The organism is Burkholderia sp. Bp9142 (genome assembly GCF_003853415.1).
Lineage (GTDB): Bacteria > Pseudomonadota > Gammaproteobacteria > Burkholderiales > Burkholderiaceae > Burkholderia.
Window position 1 is genome coordinate 149113 of sequence record NZ_QTPP01000011.1, and the last position, 18669, is coordinate 167781.

The window sequence follows — 18669 nt, forward strand, 5'->3', positions numbered from 1 at the left end:
AAACGAAGGTGAGGGACAGCGCAGCTGCCGGTCGCGCCGGATTCGGCGCGGCGGGCCGCTCAGGCCGGCTGGAGGCCGGCCCGTCGGGCGACGCGATGCGTCAGTGGTGAACCTCGCCGCGCTCGAGCGGCAGGATCAGGCGCTCGGGGATGCTGCGTCGCGACGCACGCGCGCCGACGTAGTACAGCGCGGCCGGCACGACGAGGCCGAGGATCCACGAGATGTCGGTGCCGCCGAGTGCGTCGACGAGCGCGCCCGTGTAGATGTGCGTCGACATGAATGGCAGTTGCACCAGGATGCCGACGACGTAGATCGTGATCGCCATCACGTTCCAGCGGCCGTAGCGGCCATCCGGATCGGACAGCGCCGGCACGTCGTAGCGCGAGCGCGTGAAGCAGTAGTAGTCGACCAGGTTGATCGCGCTCCACGGCGTGAAGAACGCGAGCAGGAACAGGATGAACGCGGTGAATTCCTTCAGGAAAGAATGGCGGCCGGCAAGCGCGATCAGCGTCGATACGCAGATCATCCCGAAGATGTAGACGAGGCGGCTGCGCGACGACACCGCGCCCTTGCCGCGGAAACCGCTGACGATCGTCGCCATCGACATGAAGCTGCCGTATGCGTTGAGCGCGGTCACCGTCACCTTGCCGAACGCGATGCTGAAGTACAGCAGGGCGGCGACGGCGCCCGTCGAGCCGAGGCCGACGATGTACGACACCTCGTGGTGCGCGAACTGGCTGCCGGCCAGCGCGGCCGCGAACACGCCGAACACCATCGCGGCCTGCGCGCCGATCACCGAGCCGAGGCCGACCGCGAGGAACGTGGCGACCGACGACGTCGAGCGCGGCAGGTAGCGCGAATAGTCGGCGACGTACGGGCCGAACGCGATCTGCCACGATGCGGACAGCGACATCGACAGCAGGAAGCTCGCGAGCGAGAAGTGCTTGTTCGCGAGCAGCGCGCCGACGTCGTGGTTCGCGAACAGCTGCGCGAACATGTAGACGAACGCGACGATGCCGATCACGCTCGCGATCCGGCCGACGAAGTGGATCGCGCGATAGCCGAACACCGTCAGCACGACGATCACGGCCGCGAACAGCAGGATGCCGGCCGCGTCGTCGACGTGCAGCAGTTGCGCGACGGCCTGCCCGGCGAGCACCGAGCCGCTGGCGGAGAAGCCGATGTACATCAGGCACACGAGCACGATCGGGATCATCGCGCCGTAGACGCCGAACTGCACGCGGCTCGAGATCATCTGCGGCAATCCGAGCTGCGGCCCCTGCGCGCCGTGCAGCGCCATCACCGCGCCGCCGACCAGCTGGCCGAGCAACAGCGCGAGCAGCGACCAGAACACGTCGCCGCCGAGCACGACCGCCAGCGCGCCCGTGACGATGGCCGTGATCTGCATGTTCGCCGACAGCCACAGCGTGAACTGGCTCAGCAGGCCGCCGTGGCGTTCGGCATCTGGAATGAAGTCGATCGAGCGTACCTCGATCAGACCGCCGGCTTTTCCACTGGGATTCGTTGACACGGGACAATCTCCAAGATACTGAGGATCACAAATGGTTTTGACGAGACAGGAAACGTGCCGAGCCGCCCTTTCGGCTCGTCGGGTGCGGTGCGCCGTGGATCGCCGGCATGCGCCACGCACGCACGGTCTGCACGCGGACGCGCAACCGGCACGACGTATGCCGACATTGCCAGCGGATGATCTTGTATATACAACTTGGGTGATATCGGTGATTACCCGGTGTCCGGCAATTTTAGAAATCGTCCGAGAAAACGGGACACGTCCGACCTGCGGAGTCGCCGGTTGCGTGTGAAAAATGAAGGCTCAGGTGCCGGCGGGCAGTTCCTGATCGGGCGCGGCGACCATGTCGCCGGCAGAAAGGAGCGTCAGCATGCGCCGCGCAACCTCGACATCGCGTGCGTGCAGCCATTCGTCGTAGTCGTCGCGACGCAGGATCACGACGCCCCGCTTCTCGTCGCCGGGTCGATGCATGCGCGCGAACACGGTGTGATCCTCGGCATTGACCGTGAGCATCGTCATGCCGATCCGCTCGCGGCCGTCGGCGGCTTCGTAGCGCCGCCAGATGCCGGCGACGCAGCACGGTTGCCAGCCGTCGACGCCGATCCGGTGCCACACGTTGCGGCCCGTCTCGTAGCACGGCTCGACAATCCAGCGCACCGGAATCAGGCAGCGCTGGCCGTTGCGCCATGCGTTGCCGTAGAGCCGCGACGAACCGACCGTCTCCGCGCGCGCGTTCACCGTATCGAGCTTCTTTCGTTTGCGGCCGTTCTCGTCGAGGCGCTCGGGCTGCATGAACTTCGGCCAGAAGCCGAACACCGCGCTGACGACCGCAAGGCCGTCGCCGTCGGCACGCGCGATGGGCGCCGCGTAATCGGGATACACGTCGGGCGCCCAGGGATCGCGGCGAAACAGATCGCCGATGCCGATCTTCAGCTCGCTGATGCCCGGGTCTTCATCGGGGGCGCGGTAGTGGGTGCACACGATTCGTGCTGACGTTGGACGCGATGTCTTCATCGTAGGTCAGCACGCGCGCCACGTTCACGCTATCGCCTGGTCTGACGAAACAGTCTTACGCTCGTCGGGAACGGCGCGACGCATACAGGCAGATGAGTTCGAGCGCGATCGTCGCGCCGGCCAGCGACGTGATTTCCGCGTGGTCATACGGCGGCGACACCTCGACCACGTCCATCCCGACCAGGTTGATGCCGTTCAGGTGGCGCAGGATCTCGAGCGCCTGATGGCTCGACAATCCGCCCGAGACCGGCGTGCCGGTGCCCGGCGCAAACGCCGGATCGAGACAGTCGATGTCGAACGTCAGGTACACGGGATGATCGCCGACGCGTTCGCGAATCCGCGCGGCGACCGCCGCGGGCGTCGACGCGTGCACGCTGCGCGCATCCTGGATCTCGAATCCCATCAGCTCGTCGTTGGTCGTACGAATCCCGATCTGCGCCGATCGCTCGGGCACGACCCACCCTTCCCGCGCCGCGTGATAGAACATCGTGCCGTGATCGATGCGCTTCACGTCGCGATCGGGCCACGTATCGGTGTGCGCATCGAAATGCACGAGCGACAGCGGCCCGTGCACCTTCGCGTGCGCCTTCAGCAGCGGATACGTGATGAAGTGGTCACCGCCGAGCGTCAGCATCGCGCAGCCGCGCCCGAGGATCGCATCCGCATGCCGCTCGATCGCGCCCGGCACCGACTCCGGCTGCCCGAGATCGAACGCGCAATCGCCGTAGTCGACTGCGGCCAGCACGTCGAACGGGTCGAAGGTCCACGGCCACGGACGTTCCCACGCGATGCCGGTCGACGCGACCCGCAGCCCGCGCGGGCCGAAGCGCGTACCCGGCCGGTGCGACGCGGCCGCATCGAACGGCACGCCGGTGATCGCGAGATCGACGCCTTCGAGATCGCGGCTGAAGCGCCGGCGCATGAAGCTCGTCGCACCGGCGAAGGTCGGTTCGGCCTGCGTGCCGTAAAGGCTGTCGCGCGTGAACGCGAGATCGTTCTGGCTCATCGTCGGATTCCTGTCTGATGGGGACACCGGTCGCGCGACCGGCGACCTCGTGCCCGATTCTGCCGCGCCGCCATCCAACGGAAAATATGAACTAACATAAGCTGACTTCACGAAACGCGACGTATCGCCATGCTGACCCGCTTGAGAGACATGGATGTGCAACTGCTGCGGCTCTTCGTCACGATCGTCGAGAGCGGCGGCTTCAGCGCGGCCCAAGGTACGCTCGGGATGGCGCCGTCGACGATCAGCACGCAGATGGCCAAGCTCGAGACGCGTGTCGGCTTCCGGCTGTGCGAACGCGGCAAGAGCGGCTTCCGGCTCACGGCGAAGGGCGAACGCGTGCTGCAGTCGACGCGGCGCCTGCTGCAGGCAATGGACGCCTTCACGCGCGATACGCAGCACGTGTCGGGCACGCTGCTCGGCGAGCTGCGCATCGGTTTGTCCGAGCGGCTCGCACCGGACATCGTCGAAGCGATCGCGACAGCCGTCGGCCGCTTTCGCACGCAGGCGCCGGACGTGCTGATCGAAATGCTCGCGGTCGCGCCCGACGAGCTCGAGCGCAAATTGCTGAAAGGCGAGCTGCAGCTCGCAGTCGGCTATTTCTCCGGGCACCAGGCTGGCCTCACCTACGCGCCGCTGTTCGTCGAGCAGCAGTCGCTCTATTGCGGCGCCCGGCATCCGCTGGCCGAGAAAAGGACCGTATCGGTCAACGACGTCGCACGCGTGAGCAACGTCGCGCGGCGCTACAAGACCCACACTCCCGGCTCGACGCTGCGCAACGCGCAGCCGACTGCGTTCTCGGAGAACGTCGAGGCCGACGTGATCTTCATCCTGTCCGGCGCGCATGTCGGTTTCCTGCCCGACCATGTCGCGGCGCCGTGGGTTGCGGCCGGCAAGATGCGCAGGCTGCTCGCGAGCAAGCTGAGCCACACGGTCGAATTCCAGCTCGCGACGCCGCGCAACAGCGACGGCGGCGAAGCGCGCGATGCGTTCTGCGATGCGCTCGCGGAACAGTTCGGCCCGCTTGACGGCTGCGTGCGCGAATAGCCGGCGCGAGCGTCCGTTCGTTCATGCGTGCCGGCCATCTGCGTCGGCGGCACGTCGCCCGTTCCGGCTCAGGCGAGCCGTTCCGATCCGATCACATGCACGCCCGGGCGTGCGTCGAGCGCGGCGTCGAGCAGCGCGCGGGCAATGCGCGACGCGGGATTCACGCGCCACTTCGGCGGCAGCAGCGGCCCGGCGATACCCAGCGCACGCACCAGCATCCGTTCGCCGAACCTGAACTCGTCGCGGCTGCCGCCGATCAGGCCCGGCCGCACGCAGGTGAGCGATGCGAACCCGATGCCCGCGAGCGCACGCTCGACCTCGCCCTTCACGCGGTTGTAGAAGATGCGCGACGCCGGGTCCGCGCCGAGCGCGGAATTCAGCACGCAGGCCGGCGTGCCGGACCGGTGCGCGAGACGCGCGACGGCCAGCGGATAGTCGTGATCGACGCGACGGAACGCGGCTCGCGAGCCCGCGACCCGCATCGTGGTGCCGAGCGTGCAGATCACCGCGTCGGCCTGCCACCAGTCGGCTGCCTCGGGCAGGTGATCGAAGTCGACCACCAGCGCGCGCATCTTCGGATGCGGCGGCAACGGCCGGCGCGCGAGTACGACGACCTGGTCGACCCGCGCATCGGCCAGCGCGGCTTCGAGGACGTTGCGCCCGACGAGTCCGGTCGCGCCGACGAGCAACAGTTTCATGTCGGGTTGTTCCGTGTGAGGCCGGCCTCGGCTGGTCGTGAGCGACAGCAGCGCGCGCCGCCGTCGGCATGTCACGCCGCCGTGATCCCAACCGGGCGCGGCCAGCGAATCAGGGTGGAATCGACACGATGAACGGTTCGCGCGGAAGGGTCAACAGCAACCCGCAGCCCGCCCGCTATGAGCCCGATCCCGCCTGCCGCGACACGCTCGGCGCAACACCGGTCCACCGCTTGTATGCCTGCGAGAACGACGACATGTCGCTGAACCCCAGCGCCTCCGCGATTTCCTTGATCGACAGCCGCCCTTCGGCGATCAGCGTCTGCGCGCGCGTCTTGCGCACCGCATCCGAGATGTCGCGGAAGCGCACGCCCTCGTCCTGCAGCCGGCGCTTCAGGGTGCGCTCGCTCATGTTCAGCAGCGTCGCGATGTCCTGCAGCCGCGGCGGGCGGTCGAACGGACGCGTGGCAAGGTACTCGTTCAGGAACGCCACGAGATCGACCCGCGTGCGCCGGCGCGAGACCAGCTCCGCACACATGCGCTCGCACATCGCGGCGGTCGCGGCGTTGGCCTGCGGCAACGGCCGTTCGAGATGCGCATGCAAGAACGTGATCGTATTGGCCGGCCGACCGTACCGGACCCGCGTGCCGAGTACCTGCCGGCCGCCCGGCTGCACGTCGTACGCAAGATCGAACGTCGCGAGTTCGAACGCGTCGCCGATCGCGTCGCGCAGCACGCGGCAGGTCGCGCCCATCGCGCGCTCGACGAAGAAGCGCTGCAGCGGCGCGGACAGCGCCGGTGCCGCGTCGAATACGATCGCGTCGTGCCGCCCGGCGCGACGGTACGTCATCCCGACGAACGTATAGGTCAGCGCCAGATAGCGGCCCGCCAGCGCGACGGCGTCGTCGGCATGACGTTCCTCGATCAGCGTCTTCAACAGGTGCGCGACGAAACCGCACGCAACCTGTTCATGAGCCGCGTCGGCGGCCCGATGACGCACTTCACCGCGAAGACGCCACTGCGCGCGATGCGCATCCCGATGTCGCTCGCGAGCAAGATGCACGCGCTCGTCAACCGCGACGACGCGCTGAAGGTGTGGCTGTCCGATCGAACCTCGGCCGGCAACGCGATGACGATGGCCTTTCTCGACTCGTACATGGCGTATCGGCCGGCGCTCGAGCCGGAGGATTTCCGCATCTGCCCGGTGCTGCTCACCCAGCCGGCCGCGGACCGCTGGACGCCGCGCCACCTGAGCGAGCCGTTCCTCGCGCGCATCCGCGACGTGCCGGTCAAGGTCGTGATGCTCGAGAACGCCGGCCACTATCCGCTCGAACAGCCGGGGCTTGCGCAGATGGTGGACGCGATCGATGCGTTCTACCGCGACGTGACGGCGCGGCCCGCCCGGGCGCAGGCACTTTCATGAGCAGAACGAACTGCGCCTGCTGACGGCGCAAACGAGAAGCCCCGCCAGGGCGGGGCTTCGTTCGGCCGCACATGCCGGCACAAGCTCACACATGCAACGCATGCCCCAGCGCGCGCAACGCCGACTCCTGCATCGCTTCGCCGAGCGTCGGATGCGCGTGAATCGTGCCACCGACGTCCTCGAGCCGCGCGCCCATCTCGAGCGACTGCGAGAACGCCGCGGCCAGTTCCGACACGCCGCGCCCGACCGCCTGCCAGCCGACGATCAGGTGCGTGTCGCGCCGCGCGACGACGCGTACGAAACCGTCGGTCGCCTGCAGCGTCATCGCGCGGCCGTTCGCCGCGAACGGGAACGATGCGCTGATGCAGTCGACGCCGGCCGCCTTCGCGTCATCCGGTGACCAGCCGGACGTGACGACCTCGGGATCGGTGAAGCACACAGCCGGGATCGATGCCGGCGTGAATGTGCGCCGCCGTCCCGCGATCAGCTCGGCCACCATCTCGCCCTGCGCCATCGCGCGATGCGCGAGCATCGGCTCGCCGGCGACGTCGCCGATCGCCCATACGTTGCGCATCGACGTCCGGCACGCGTCGTCGATGCGCAGCGCGGGGCCATCGCGATCGAGCGGCAGCGACTCGAGCCCGAAGCCGTCGACGCGCGGCCGGCGGCCGACCGCGACCAGCACGCGATCGGCCGGCAGCGTCTTCTCCGTGCCGTCGGGCGCCTGCACGCGCACCGCGCCGTCGCTCGCGAGGCCCAGCACCTTGTGACCCAGCCACAATCCGACGCCGAGCCGCGCGAGCGAATCCGCGACCGGCTTCGCGAGTTCCGCGTCGTACGCGGGCAGCACGCGCTGCGCGGCCTCGACGATGCCGACGTCGACGCCGAGCTTGCGATAGACGGTCCCGAGTTCGAGCCCGATGTACCCGGCGCCGACGACGACCAGCCGCTTCGGCAACGACGCGGGCGACAGCGCCTCGGTCGACGATACGACGTGGCCGCCGAACGGCATCGACGGCAGCGCGACCGGTTCCGAACCGGTCGCGAGCAACAGGTGCTCGCACGCGATGCGCGTCGCGTCGTCGCCGGCGACGACATCGACCGTCTTGCCGTCAACGACGCACGCGTCGCCATGCAGCACGCGCACGCCGTGCTTCTTCAGCAGCGCGCCGACGCCGCGCGTGAGCCGCTCGACGATGCCGTCCTTCCACGCGACGCTTTTCGCGATGTCGATCTCCGGCGTGCGCACGCGAATCCCGAGCATGCCCTCGCCGGCCTGCCCGCATGCCTGCTCGAACGCATCGGCGACATGGATCAGCGCCTTCGACGGAATGCAGCCGATGTTCAGGCACGTGCCGCCGAGCCGTTCGCGCTCGACCAGCACCGTCGGAATGCCGAGCTGCCCCGCGCGAATCGCGGCGACATAACCGCCCGGACCGCCGCCGATCACGAGCAACGTGGTGTGTTCGTGATTCATCGTGCTCACTCCGCGAACAGCAGCGCCGGGCGCTCGAGCAACCCGCGCACGGCCTGGATGAATTCGGCCGCGTCCGCGCCGTCGACGACGCGATGGTCGAACGACGACGACAGGTTCATCATCTTGCGCGCGACGATCGCGCCGTCGCGGATCATCGGCCGCTCGACGATCCGGTTCACGCCGACGATGCCGACCTCGGGATGATTGATGACCGGCGTCGACACGATGCCGCCGAGCGCGCCGAGGCTCGAGATCGTGATCGTCGAGCCAATCAGCTCGTCGCGCTGCGCGCGGTTCGCGCGCACCGCGTCGGCGAGCCGCGCGATCTCCGCCGAGATCGACCACACGTCGCGCGCTTCCGCATGACGCAGCACGGGCACCGTGAGGCCGCCGTCCGTCTGCGTCGCGACGCCCATGTGCACCGCGCCGTATTGCGTCACGACACCTGCCTCGTCGTCATAGCGCGCGTTGATCTGCGGGAAGTCGCGCAGCGCGATCACTATCGCGCGAATCAGCAGCGGCAGTGGCGTGAGCCGGCCGCGCGAGTCGCCGTGGCGCCGGTTCAGCTCGGCGCGCAGCGATTCGAGCTCGGTGACGTCGATCTCCTCGACGTAGCTGAAGTGCGGAATGCGACGCTTCGCTTCCTGCATCTTGCGCGCGATCGCGCGCCGCAGGCCGATCACCGGCACCTCGGTTTCGTCGTTGCGCTCGTCATAGCCGTGCGCGTGCGATCCACGCGCCGCAGCGCCGCCCGTGCGTGCATACGCATCGAGGTCCGCATGCAGGATCCGCCCGGCTTCGCCGGTGCCGCGCACGTAGCGCAGCTCGATGCCCATGTCCCATGCGCGCTGGCGCACCGCCGGCGACGCGAGCGGCCGTTCGCCCGGCGCGAGCGCCGCGCGCGGCGGCAACGCGTGTTCCGCGTGTTCCGCGCGACGCGGCGCGGCCGGCGCGCGGTCGGCAGCGTGACGCTTTGCCTTCGACGGCTCGTGCGCTTCTGCATCAGCTGTTTCGGCTGGCTCGGTGACTCTGGATGCCTTGGCAGGCGCATCGACCGCCGCCGGACGCGGCGTCGCATCCGCACCTGCATCGCGTGCCTTCGCTCCCGGTTTCAGGTTGCCATCGCCTTCGACTTCGAGACGAATCAACTCGCTGCCGACCGCCATCATCTCGCCGATCCGGCCGCCGAGTTCCAGCACCTTGCCCGCGACCGGCGACGGAATCTCCACCGCCGCCTTGTCGGTCATCACATCGGCGAGCGGCTGGTCTTCGGCGATCACCTGCCCGGGCTGCACGTGCCAGGCCACCAGCTCGACCTCGGCGATCCCTTCGCCGATATCCGGCATCTTGATGACATGAATCCCCATTTCAGGCCTCCATCACGCGTCGCAACGCTTCGCCCACCCGGGCCGGCCCGGGGAAATACGCCCATTCCTGCGCGTGCGGATACGGCGTGTCCCAGCCCGTCGTCCGCTCGACCGGTGCTTCCAGATGGTAGAAGCAGTGCTCCTGGACGAGCGACACCAGTTCCGCGCCGTAGCCGCAGGTGCGCGTCGCCTCGTGCACCACCACGCAGCGGCCGGTCTTGCGCACCGACGCGACGATCGTGTCGAGATCGACCGGCCACAGCGTGCGCAGGTCGATCACTTCCGCGTCGATGCCGGTTTCCTCGACCGCGGCGAGCGACACGTGGACGGTCGTGCCATACGTCAGCACCGTCACGTCGCTGCCGGGCCGCACGACGGCAGCCGTATCGAGCGGCACCGTGTAATAGCCTTCCGGCACCACGCTGCCCGGATGCTTGAGCCACGACGTGACCGGACGCTCGTGATGGCCGTCGAACGGCCCGTTGTACAGGCGTTTCGGCTCGAGGAAGATCACCGGATCGTCATTCTCGATCGAGGCGATCAGGAGCCCTTTCGCGTCGTACGGATTCGACGGCATCACCGTGCGCAATCCGCAGACCTGCGTGAACATCGCTTCCGGGCTCTGGCTGTGCGTCTGGCCGCCGTAGATGCCGCCGCCGCACGGCATGCGGATCGTCAGCGGCGCGGTGAACTGGCCCGCGGAGCGGTAGCGCAGCCGCGCGCCTTCCGACACGATCTGGTCGGACGCCGGGTAGAAGTAGTCCGCGAACTGGATCTCGCAGACCGGCCGCAACCCATACGCGCCCATCCCGACCGCCGCGCCGACGATCCCGCCTTCCGAGATCGGCGCGTCGAACACGCGCGACTTGCCGTACTTGGCCTGCAGCCCTTCGGTGCAGCGGAACACGCCGCCGAAGTAGCCGACATCCTGCCCGAACACGACCACGTCGCCGTCGCGCTCGAGCATCACGTCCATCGCGGAGCGCAGCGCCTGGATCATCGTCATCGGCTGCGCCGATGCCGCCGTTGCTTCATGTTGGGCCATGATCACGCTCCCAGTTCCTGGCGCTGACGGCGCAGGTGCGCGGGCAGCTCCTTGTACACATCGTCGAACATCGACGCCGGCGACGGAATCCGGTCGTCGGCCAGCGTCCCGAACGTCTCCGCTTCCTTCTGCGCGGTGATCACCTCGGCCTCGAGCTCGGCCGTGAGCGCGTCGTGCGCGCTGTCCGACCAGATGCCCTTCGCGATCAGGTGCTGCTTGAAGCGGGCAATCGGATCGCCGAGCGGGAAATGGGCCCAGTCGTCGGCCGGCCGGTATTTCGTCGGATCGTCCGAGGTCGAATGCGCGCCCGCGCGGTAGGTGACCCACTCGATCAGCGTCGGGCCCAGATTGCGGCGCGCGCGTTCGGCGGCCCAGGTCGATGCCGCGTAGATCGCGAGGAAGTCGTTGCCGTCGACGCGCAGCGAAGCGATGCCGCAGCCGACGCCGCGCCCCGCGAACGTCGTGCCCTCGCCGCCCGCGATCGCCTGGAACGTCGAGATCGCCCACTGGTTGTTGACGACGTTCAGCACGACCGGTGCGCGATACACGTGCGCGAACGTCAGCGCGGTGTGGAAGTCGGCTTCCGCGGTCGCGCCGTCGCCGATCCAGGCGGACGAGATCTTCGTGTCGCCCTTGATCGCCGACGCCATCGCCCAGCCGACCGCCTGGATGAACTGCGTCGCGAGATTGCCTGAAATCGAGAAGAAGCCGGCTTCGCGGTCCGAGTACATCACCGGGAGCTGGCGTCCCTTCAGCGGATCGCCTTCGTTCGACATCAGCTGGCAGATCATCCGTTCGAGCGGCACGTCACGCGCGATCAGGATGCTTTGCTGGCGGTAGGTCGGGAAGCACATGTCGCCGTGGCGCAGCGCCATCGCATGCGCGGCGCCGATCGCCTCCTCGCCGAGGCTCACCATGTAGAACGAGATTTTCTTCTGACGCTGCGCGATCATCATGCGCGCGTCGAAGATGCGGGTCTTCAGCATCGCGCGCATTCCGGCGATCAGGCGCGCATCGTCCAGGTCCGGCGCCCACGGGCCGAGGGCCTGGCCGTGGTCGTCGAGCACGCGCACGAGGCTGCGGGCGAGATGGGCGGTGTCCGCCGGCGCAACGTCGATCGGCGGGCGGCGAACCGCGCCGGCCGGCGACAGATGCAGATAGGAAAAATCCGTCTTGCAGCCCGGACGCCCGGTGGGCTCCGGCACATGCAGACGCAATGGCTCTGACAGGCTCATCGTGTCGTCTCCACGCTCGATTGTGTCTCACGCTGTTGGAAACGCGCGGCCGGTTGCCGGCGCACGCGCGGGCTGGCGCACGGATAAGCACGCCAACCTTGGAAATTTATGCCTTGCTGCGCGGGACGTCGATGACCAAGCCGCTCGATTGCGGTGAGCAGATTTGCCATGGCGGATGTCGGCGGGCGATCGGGGCTGCCGGCGGAGCGCATGCTTGTCGCGCGTGCTGCGCTGCATCAACGGACGGTCGAGAGCGGGAATCGAAACCGAACCGGTCGGTGTACGCCCAAGCATCCTCGAGGATACGAAGCAAAAGACCCCGCGAAATCCTTGGCTTCGTCGGGGTCCTCGTACGTCCGGGCGCTTCAGCGTCCGCTTGCCGGGCCGCGCCGGCGCGCGACGAATTACGCGTCGGGGCGCGCGATGTCGAACCGGCTGTCGGGTTTGACGTGCACGTAGGCCGACGGACCGCCCGCGCGAAGAATGATGCCCGCGCCGAACGTGTCGAAGATGCCGTCCTTCAGCAGGTCGTTCCGGATATGGACGGCGACGACCTCACCCAGCACCAGCGAGGCCGGCGTATCCACGCCTTTGTGATCGCGCAGCCGGATCACGTCGATCACCTTGCATTCGAAGTTGACGCCGCTTTCCGCCACGCGCGGGACGTTGACGAGGCGCGACTCAATCGCGGTCAGGCCGCCGAGCTCGAATTCGTTGACGCCGTACGGCACGGCGGCACAGGTCTGGTTCATTCTCTCGGCAAGCTCGCGCGTCGCGAGGTTCCAGACGAACTCGCCGGTCTCCTGCACGTTGCGCAGGCTGTCCTTCGCGGCGGTGCTCGAAAATCCGATGATCGGCGGACGATAGTTGAACGCGTTGAAGAAGCTGTACGGCGCGAGGTTGAGCGTGCCGTCGTTGCCGCGGGAAGATATCCAGCCGATCGGGCGCGGGCCCACGATCGCGTTCAGCGGATCGTGCGGGAGGCCGTGGCCTTGCGACGGTTCGTAATAGTGATGGCTCGAGTCGGTCATGACGGGTGGTCGTGCGGGAGGCAAACTGCGTTGAGGGCGATCGGCGGGGTCGCGTATGCCGATGGCGGCAAAGGTACCCGGTGCGACGTGCGTGCCCAAGTATCACATGGTGTCGCTTTCGTCGCAGTGAAGCGCGCCTGCGAGCCGCGCCGCAGTGTCGAACCGGCATGGTATCCCCTTCGGAAACGTCCGCCCCGAGCAAGCCATGTCGGTCGTCGATAGCCTCACCCTCGCGACGCCGGAGCCCGCGACGATCTCCCCATACCCATCGCTCGATCGCCACCTCACGTAACCGCTTTACGCGCTGCCGAACAGCCCCCGATATGGAGAGCACCTTTCCATGCGGACGCACTAACAGCGGAATAACGGCTTATTACACTGCGCCCGTCGCATCGCCAAGGGCCGCCCGGCATCACGCAACGCGATACGACACACGTCAGACCGGCAAACAAAAGACCTTGGGGGAAAATCGTGATGAACAAGCGTTGGGGAGTCGTCGTGCCCGTCGCCGTGCTGGCTGCCGCCGCGCACGCGCAGAGCAGCGTGACGCTGTACGGCAAGATAGAGGACGGCGTCAACTACACGAGCAACGCGCGCGGCCACGGCACCGTGCAACTGCAAAGCGGCTACGATTACGGCAGCCGCTGGGGCATCAAGGGCGTCGAAGATCTCGGCGGCGGCTATCAGGCGGTCTTTCAGATCGAAAGCGGCTTCGACGTGAACAACGGGAAAATGAGCCAGGGCGGACGCGCCTTCGGGCGGCAGGCGTTCGTCGGCATCGCGTCGGACCGCTACGGCACGCTCACGCTCGGCCGGCAGTACGATCCCAGTGTCGATCTCTTCTCCCCGCTGACCGCGAACGGCAACTGGACCGGATACCTGTTCGCGCACCCGTACGACAACGACAACACGGACTACTCGTTCCGCGTCAACAACGCGGTCAAATACGTGTCGCCGGTCTGGCACGGCTTCACGGCCGAGGCAATGTACGGTTTCAGCAACCAGGCAGGCGGCTTTGCGAACAACCGTCTGTACGGCGCGGCGCTGCAATATCAGCAAGGCAGCCTGACGATCGGCGCGTCGTACCTCAAGATCGGTAACGCGCGCAACGCCGATTCGAACGGCGCGATCACCGGTGACAACACATTCGATGCTTCGTCGCAGCAAAATATCGGGATCGGCTTGAACTACGCCTACTCGAACGCGCTGATCGGCTTCGCGTATTCGCATGTCGACGTCTACGACCCGACGTCAAACGCCTACTTTACCGGCACGACCCAGCCGCCGGGCGGCACGTGGAAGTCGTGGAAGTTCGACAACTTCGAAGTCAACGGGCTCTATCACTTCACGTCCGCGTTCTACATCGGCGCGGCATACACGTATACGCAGGCGCGCGTCGATTCGACGAGCGGCGCGTTCAATCCGAAGTGGCATCAACTGAGCACGAAGCTGAACTACGACGTGTCGAAGCGCACATCGGTCTTCGTCGAAGGCGTCTACCAACGTGCGGTCAACGCGCATACCGGTACCGACTTCGACTACGCCTATGTGCCTGGCGCGGCCGACATCTCGTCCGGCCCCAACCAGTACGTCGCACGCATCGCGCTGCTGCATCATTTCTGACGAGACTCAATGACGCGCGGGCGACGGTTGCCTGCGCAACTATCAGACGCATGGCACGAGATGCTGAAGCGGCATCGCAACTCATGCCGCTCGAGTATTCGAGGCCGGCCGGCAAGCTGACGTTCGCCCCCAGTCGCCGGCGTTTATCTCGCCGCGCGATGCCTGCAACGCGGGCTGGACCCGATACTGATTCCATTGTTCAGGATCGGGTTCGGGATGGCAGCCTCGTCGAAGTCCTGCCCCACCTTCGCGGCCGCACACGCCCGTTCTCGGTGATCTATGCGCCGCATCGCCGCTTGTCTGCAGCCTCGCGCGCCCTGATCGACAGGCTGGCCGCAGCCACCGCCAACTCATCAGGAATGCAAATGTAACGAGAACGGCAACCGAAGGGGCCGACGCACAACCAGCATCGGTGCGTGCTCGCCAAGGTGACCGCGAATGCAGCCCATTCCCACCTACCCCGGATGGCAGATGCACCCGATGGAACGCCGCGCAAACAAAAAACCCGCGAGCGTCTTCTTTCTCGCGGGTTTTCGGACCCTCGTCCAATCGCATCGAAGCGATCGGTGGTGCCGGGGACCGGACTCGAACCGGCAAGCCAGTTAAGGCGGCGGATTTTCGTCACACTGCTTCTTTCGAAGCCGGCGTCGTCGAGACGAAGCCGTTCGTGCGCTGGACTATGCCTTCGCCGTCGCGCGCGGGCGTGATCGCCGCCCGTGCGCCTTAGGCGCCCCCCGTCTAGTCTCTACACCTTCCTCGCTGCGCTGTACCGCGAGGCTTGGCTCGGCGTTGCCTCGATGCGAGCATCAGGGGTTTCACCGAATTTGAGGGGTTCTGCACCGACCGTTTCCGGCCGGGCACTCAATCGTTTAAGTCCGCTATGTTTACCAATTTCATCACCCCGGCAAAAGGGCGGACGCGATTCTACCATTGCTTGCGCATGCGTTCGCTGATTCATGCGCAGTGCATTGCGCACGCAGCAGATGTGCCAACGCCGTCCGCGCCGGAATCGGCATCGACGCGACACCTCCGCCGATTTCATCCCGCGCCGCAGCATCCACCGATACAATCCAGTCCGCCCCGCTCGCCGGGCGCCTAACGTCTGATGTTTGTATCGTTCTTTTTACGAAACAGACGTCTCGCGCGTCATCGCGAAGTCACAAACGTTTTCGATAATTTCCCCGTCGAAAACGTTTACATCGCGTAACTTCATGACCCCGACCATCAAGGACGTCGCCGCGCTCGCCGGCTTCTCGATCGCCACCGTCTCGCGCGCGATCAACGCGCCGCATACCGTCAGCCCCGCGACGCTGGCGACCATCCGCAGCGCCATCGACACGCTCCAGTTCCGCCCGAGCCCGCTCGGCCGGCAGTTGCGCGGCGAGCGCACGCGGCTCGTCGGCGTCGTCGTGCCGACGCTGTCGAACCCGGTGTTCGCCGACTGCCTGCAGGGCATCGACGAGCTCGCGACCGCGGCCGGCTTCAAGCTGATCGTGATGACGACCGAATACGACGCGGCGCGCGAGCGCCACGCGATCGAGACGCTGCGCGAGCAGCGCGTCGAGGGGCTGATCCTGACCGTCGCCGATGCGGACACCCATCCGCTGCTCGACCTGCTCGACCGCGACGGCCCGCACTACGTGCTGATGCACAACGACACGCAACGCCGCCCGTCGGTGTCGGTCGACAACCGCCGCGCCGCCTATGACGGCGTCCGTCTGCTGACCGCGCGCGGCCATCGCCGCGTGCTGATGCTGGCCGGCTCGCTCGCCGCATCGGATCGCGCACGCCAGCGCCATCTCGGCTACGCGCAGGCACTCGAGGAAGCCGGCGTCGCGACGTTGCCGCCGGTCGAAGTCGACTTCAACGCGGCCGAGCTGCCTGACGCGGTGCTCGCGCACCTCACCGCGCACGCCACGCGCCCGACCGCCCTCTTCTGCAGCAACGACCTGCTCGCGATGGTCGTGATGCGCGGCCTGCGCCGCGCGGGCTTCTCGATTCCCGACGACCTGTCGGTGCTCGGCTTCGACGGCATCGCGATCGGCGAGCTGCTTGCGCCGCCGCTCGCGAGCGTCGCGACGCCGAACCAGGACATCGGCCGCCATGCATGGCGGCGCCTCGTCGAATGCATCGGCGGCGCGACGATCGAGCGCACGTCGCTGATCCTGCCGCACACGGTGCGCGACGGCGCGACGGTCGCGCCGCCGGCTACCGACCTGCTGTTGCACCAAGCCTGAACGCGCGCGCCGCGCCATCGCGCGCGGCGCGGCGAGATACCCACACCCCGCCCGGAGACCCACCGTGTCCTTTCGCCTGACCTCGCTGCTGCGCGCGCTCGCCGCGCCCGTCGCCTGCGCCGCGCTCGTCGCGTTCGCGCCCGCTGCCCATGCCGACGAAACCGCGATCTGCTACAACTGCCCGCCCGAATGGGCCGACTGGGCCGCGCAAATCGCGGCGATCAAGCAGAAGACCGGCATCCGCGTGCCGTTCGACAACAAGAACTCGGGCCAGGCGATCGCGCAGCTGATCGCCGAGCAGAAGAGCCCGGTCGCCGACGTCGTCTATCTCGGCGTGTCGTCCGCCTTCCAGGCGAAGGACAAGGGCGTGATCGCCCCGTACAAGCCCGCGCACTGGAACGACCTCCCCGCGAACCTGAAGGACCCGCAAGGCTACTGGTTCGCGATCCACTCGGGCACGCTCGGCTTCTTCGTGAACAAGGACGCGCTCGACGGCAAGCCGGTGCCGCGCTCGTGGTCCGATCTGCTGAAGCCCGAATACAAGGGCATGGTCGGCTACCTCGATCCGTCGAGCGCGTTCGTCGGCTATGCGGGCGCGGTCGCCGTCAACCAGGCGCTCGGCGGCAGCCTCGACGACTTCAAGCCGGGGCTCGACTGGTTCCGCAAGCTGAAGGCGAACGCGCCGATCGTGCCGAAGCAGACCGCGTATGCGCGCGTGCTGTCCGGCGAGATTCCAATCCTGCTCGACTATGACTTCGACGCGTATCGCGCGAAGTACAAGGATCACGCGAACGTCGAGTTCGTGATTCCGAAGGAAGGCACGATCGCGGTGCCGTACGTGATGAGCCTCGTGAAGGGCGCGCCGCACGACGCGAACGGCAGGAAGGTGCTTGACTTCGTGCTGTCCGACGAAGGCCAGAAGCTGTGGGCCAACGCATACCTGCGCCCGGTGCGCGCGCAGACACTCGGCGCGGACATCGCCGCGAAGTTCCTGCCGGCCAGCGAATACGCCCGGGCGAAACCGGTCGACTTCGGCAAGATGGCGGCCGGCCAGCAAGCGTTCGGCCTGCAATACCTGCAGGTGATGCAGTAAGCGGCCGGCCCCACGCAATGCTCGACCTCACTTTCCCGCTGCGCTGGCGCGTCGCGCTCGTCGCGCCGGCACTCGCGGTGTTTGCAGCGTTCTGGCTGCTGCCGATGATTTCACTCGTGCAGGTGTCCGCCGACGGCGCGTTCCTCACGCAGTACGCGGCGCTGCTCGGCAATGCGCGCTACATGAAGAGCCTCGGCGAAACGGTTGCGTTGTCGGCCGGTGTCACGCTCGCGACGCTCGCGCTGTCGACGATCTCGGGGCTGCTGCTCGCGCGCCGCGAATTCGCCGGCAAGCGCGTGCTGCTCGCGCTGCTCACCTTTCCGCTCGCGTTCCCGGGTGTCGTGGTCGGTTTCATGGTGATCATGCTCGCCGGCCGGCAGGGGCTGATCGGGATGCTGTCCGCGAAGCTGACCGGCGACAAGTGGGTGTTCGCGTATTCGGTTGCGGGGCTGTTCGTCGGCTACCTGTACTTCTCGATTCCGCGCGTGATCGTCACCGTGATCGCGGCCGCGTCGAAGCTCGACGCATCGCTCGAGGAAGCCGCGCGCTCGCTCGGCGCGTCGCCGTGGCGCATCTTCATCGACATCGTGCTGCCGACGCTCGCGCCGGGCCTCGTCGCGGCCGGCGCGATCTGCTTCGCGACCGCGATGGGCGCGTTCGGCACCGCATTCACGCTCGCCACCGACCTGAACGTGCTGCCGATGACGATCTACACCGAATTCACGCTGAACGCGAACATCGCGACGGCGGCCGGCCTGTCGATCGTGCTCGGCATCGTCACGTGGGCCGTGCTCGCGCTCGCACGTCGCTTCACCGGACACACCGCCGCCGCCGCGGCCTGAGGA

General features: G+C 67.3%; 16 protein-coding genes and 1 pseudogene. 7 read left to right on the forward strand and 10 right to left on the reverse strand.

Features of this window, described 5'->3' with window-relative positions; genetic code table 11:
* Window positions 1-100 precede the first annotated feature (100 nt).
* The 3 genes from DIE22_RS15150 to speB all read right to left on the reverse strand — a co-directional run bounded on the left by DIE22_RS15150 (window position 101) and on the right by speB (window position 3551).
* A complete protein-coding gene (locus DIE22_RS15150) occupies window positions 101-1531 on the reverse strand; it encodes a cytosine permease (protein ID WP_124605421.1) in 1431 nt (476 codons plus the stop codon).
* 303 nt (window positions 1532-1834) lie between these two features.
* A complete protein-coding gene (locus tag DIE22_RS15160; RefSeq protein WP_124605422.1) occupies window positions 1835-2512 on the reverse strand; it encodes an SOS response-associated peptidase family protein in 678 nt (225 codons plus the stop codon).
* An 88-nt stretch (window positions 2513-2600) separates the two neighbouring features.
* The gene (speB, locus tag DIE22_RS15165) at window positions 2601-3551 is read right to left on the reverse strand and encodes an agmatinase (RefSeq protein WP_124499554.1); all 951 of its coding nucleotides are present in this window, start codon (window positions 3549-3551) and stop codon (window positions 2601-2603) included.
* Between the two features lie 129 nt (window positions 3552-3680).
* On the opposite strand from speB, the gene DIE22_RS15170 reads away from it, so the two are divergent.
* A complete protein-coding gene (locus DIE22_RS15170; protein ID WP_124499553.1) occupies window positions 3681-4598 on the forward strand; it encodes a LysR family transcriptional regulator in 918 nt (305 codons plus the stop codon).
* A 68-nt stretch (window positions 4599-4666) separates the two neighbouring features.
* Here the strand turns inward: DIE22_RS15170 and DIE22_RS15175 are convergent, their stop codons facing one another.
* Entirely contained in the window at window positions 4667-5296 is a 630-nt protein-coding gene (locus DIE22_RS15175) for an NAD-dependent dehydratase (protein ID WP_124499552.1), read from the reverse strand.
* 175 nt (window positions 5297-5471) lie between these two features.
* Window positions 5472-6230 (reverse strand): helix-turn-helix transcriptional regulator, encoded by a 759-nt coding sequence (locus tag DIE22_RS15180; protein ID WP_260426679.1) that lies wholly within the window; start codon window positions 6228-6230, stop codon window positions 5472-5474.
* Here DIE22_RS15180 and DIE22_RS15185 point away from each other — a divergent pair.
* Complete coding sequence (locus DIE22_RS15185) at window positions 6204-6716, forward strand: alpha/beta hydrolase (RefSeq protein WP_124605423.1); 513 nt, start codon at window positions 6204-6206, stop codon at window positions 6714-6716. The genes DIE22_RS15180 and DIE22_RS15185 overlap by 27 nt on opposite strands.
* Window positions 6717-6801: 85 nt before the next feature.
* Here the strand turns inward: DIE22_RS15185 and lpdA are convergent, their stop codons facing one another.
* From lpdA to DIE22_RS15210, 5 genes are all read right to left on the reverse strand, one after another.
* The gene (lpdA, locus tag DIE22_RS15190; protein ID WP_124605424.1) at window positions 6802-8193 is read right to left on the reverse strand and encodes a dihydrolipoyl dehydrogenase; all 1392 of its coding nucleotides are present in this window, start codon (window positions 8191-8193) and stop codon (window positions 6802-6804) included.
* Window positions 8194-8198: 5 nt separating this feature from the next.
* Entirely contained in the window at window positions 8199-9560 is a 1362-nt protein-coding gene (locus tag DIE22_RS15195; protein ID WP_124605425.1) for a dihydrolipoamide acetyltransferase family protein, read from the reverse strand.
* Window position 9561: 1 nt separating this feature from the next.
* A complete protein-coding gene (locus DIE22_RS15200) occupies window positions 9562-10605 on the reverse strand; it encodes an alpha-ketoacid dehydrogenase subunit beta (protein WP_124605426.1) in 1044 nt (347 codons plus the stop codon).
* A 2-nt stretch (window positions 10606-10607) separates the two neighbouring features.
* Window positions 10608-11840 carry a 3-methyl-2-oxobutanoate dehydrogenase (2-methylpropanoyl-transferring) subunit alpha gene (locus DIE22_RS15205; protein WP_124605427.1) on the reverse strand — a complete coding sequence of 411 codons (1233 nt, stop codon included), beginning with the start codon at window positions 11838-11840 and terminating at the stop codon, window positions 10608-10610.
* 404 nt (window positions 11841-12244) lie between these two features.
* Window positions 12245-12871, reverse strand: coding sequence for a flavin reductase family protein (locus DIE22_RS15210; RefSeq protein ID WP_124499545.1), 627 nt, complete (start codon window positions 12869-12871; stop codon window positions 12245-12247).
* Window positions 12872-13345: 474 nt separating this feature from the next.
* Between DIE22_RS15210 and DIE22_RS15215 the strand changes: the two genes are divergently transcribed.
* The 5 genes and pseudogenes from DIE22_RS15215 (at window position 13346) to DIE22_RS15240 (ending at window position 18666) form a co-directional block, all read left to right on the forward strand.
* The gene (locus DIE22_RS15215; protein WP_124499544.1) at window positions 13346-14494 is read left to right on the forward strand and encodes a porin; all 1149 of its coding nucleotides are present in this window, start codon (window positions 13346-13348) and stop codon (window positions 14492-14494) included.
* A gap of 188 nt (window positions 14495-14682) precedes the next feature.
* Window positions 14683-14865, forward strand: a pseudogene (locus DIE22_RS38775) (LysR family transcriptional regulator); the annotation flags it as partial.
* An 840-nt stretch (window positions 14866-15705) separates the two neighbouring features.
* Window positions 15706-16731 carry a substrate-binding domain-containing protein gene (locus tag DIE22_RS15230; RefSeq protein WP_124605428.1) on the forward strand — a complete coding sequence of 342 codons (1026 nt, stop codon included), beginning with the start codon at window positions 15706-15708 and terminating at the stop codon, window positions 16729-16731.
* A 64-nt stretch (window positions 16732-16795) separates the two neighbouring features.
* The gene (locus DIE22_RS15235; protein ID WP_124499542.1) at window positions 16796-17824 is read left to right on the forward strand and encodes an ABC transporter substrate-binding protein; all 1029 of its coding nucleotides are present in this window, start codon (window positions 16796-16798) and stop codon (window positions 17822-17824) included.
* Between the two features lie 17 nt (window positions 17825-17841).
* Window positions 17842-18666: an ABC transporter permease gene (locus DIE22_RS15240; RefSeq protein ID WP_124605429.1), complete on the forward strand. Its 825-nt coding sequence runs from the start codon at window positions 17842-17844 to the stop codon at window positions 18664-18666.
* The last annotated feature ends 3 nt before the right edge of the window (window positions 18667-18669 follow it).

Excerpts from the sequence above, each read along its gene's own strand:
- lpdA (WP_124605424.1), bottom strand. The coding sequence starts at position 8,193 with ATGAATCACGAACACACCACGTTGCTCGTGATCGGCGGCGGTCCGGGC.
- DIE22_RS15215 (WP_124499544.1), top strand. The coding sequence starts at position 13,346 with ATGAACAAGCGTTGGGGAGTCGTCGTGCCCGTCGCCGTGCTGGCTGCC.
- speB (WP_124499554.1), bottom strand. The coding sequence starts at position 3,551 with ATGAGCCAGAACGATCTCGCGTTCACGCGCGACAGCCTTTACGGCACG.
- DIE22_RS15175 (WP_124499552.1), bottom strand. The coding sequence starts at position 5,296 with ATGAAACTGTTGCTCGTCGGCGCGACCGGACTCGTCGGGCGCAACGTC.
- DIE22_RS15200 (WP_124605426.1), bottom strand. The coding sequence starts at position 10,605 with ATGGCCCAACATGAAGCAACGGCGGCATCGGCGCAGCCGATGACGATG.
- DIE22_RS15230 (WP_124605428.1), top strand. The coding sequence starts at position 15,706 with ATGACCCCGACCATCAAGGACGTCGCCGCGCTCGCCGGCTTCTCGATC.
- DIE22_RS15185 (WP_124605423.1), top strand. The coding sequence starts at position 6,204 with ATGACGTTCCTCGATCAGCGTCTTCAACAGGTGCGCGACGAAACCGCA.
- DIE22_RS15170 (WP_124499553.1), top strand. The coding sequence starts at position 3,681 with ATGCTGACCCGCTTGAGAGACATGGATGTGCAACTGCTGCGGCTCTTC.
- DIE22_RS15240 (WP_124605429.1), top strand. The coding sequence starts at position 17,842 with ATGCTCGACCTCACTTTCCCGCTGCGCTGGCGCGTCGCGCTCGTCGCG.
- DIE22_RS15195 (WP_124605425.1), bottom strand. The coding sequence starts at position 9,560 with ATGGGGATTCATGTCATCAAGATGCCGGATATCGGCGAAGGGATCGCC.
- DIE22_RS15210 (WP_124499545.1), bottom strand. The coding sequence starts at position 12,871 with ATGACCGACTCGAGCCATCACTATTACGAACCGTCGCAAGGCCACGGC.
- DIE22_RS15205 (WP_124605427.1), bottom strand. The coding sequence starts at position 11,840 with ATGAGCCTGTCAGAGCCATTGCGTCTGCATGTGCCGGAGCCCACCGGG.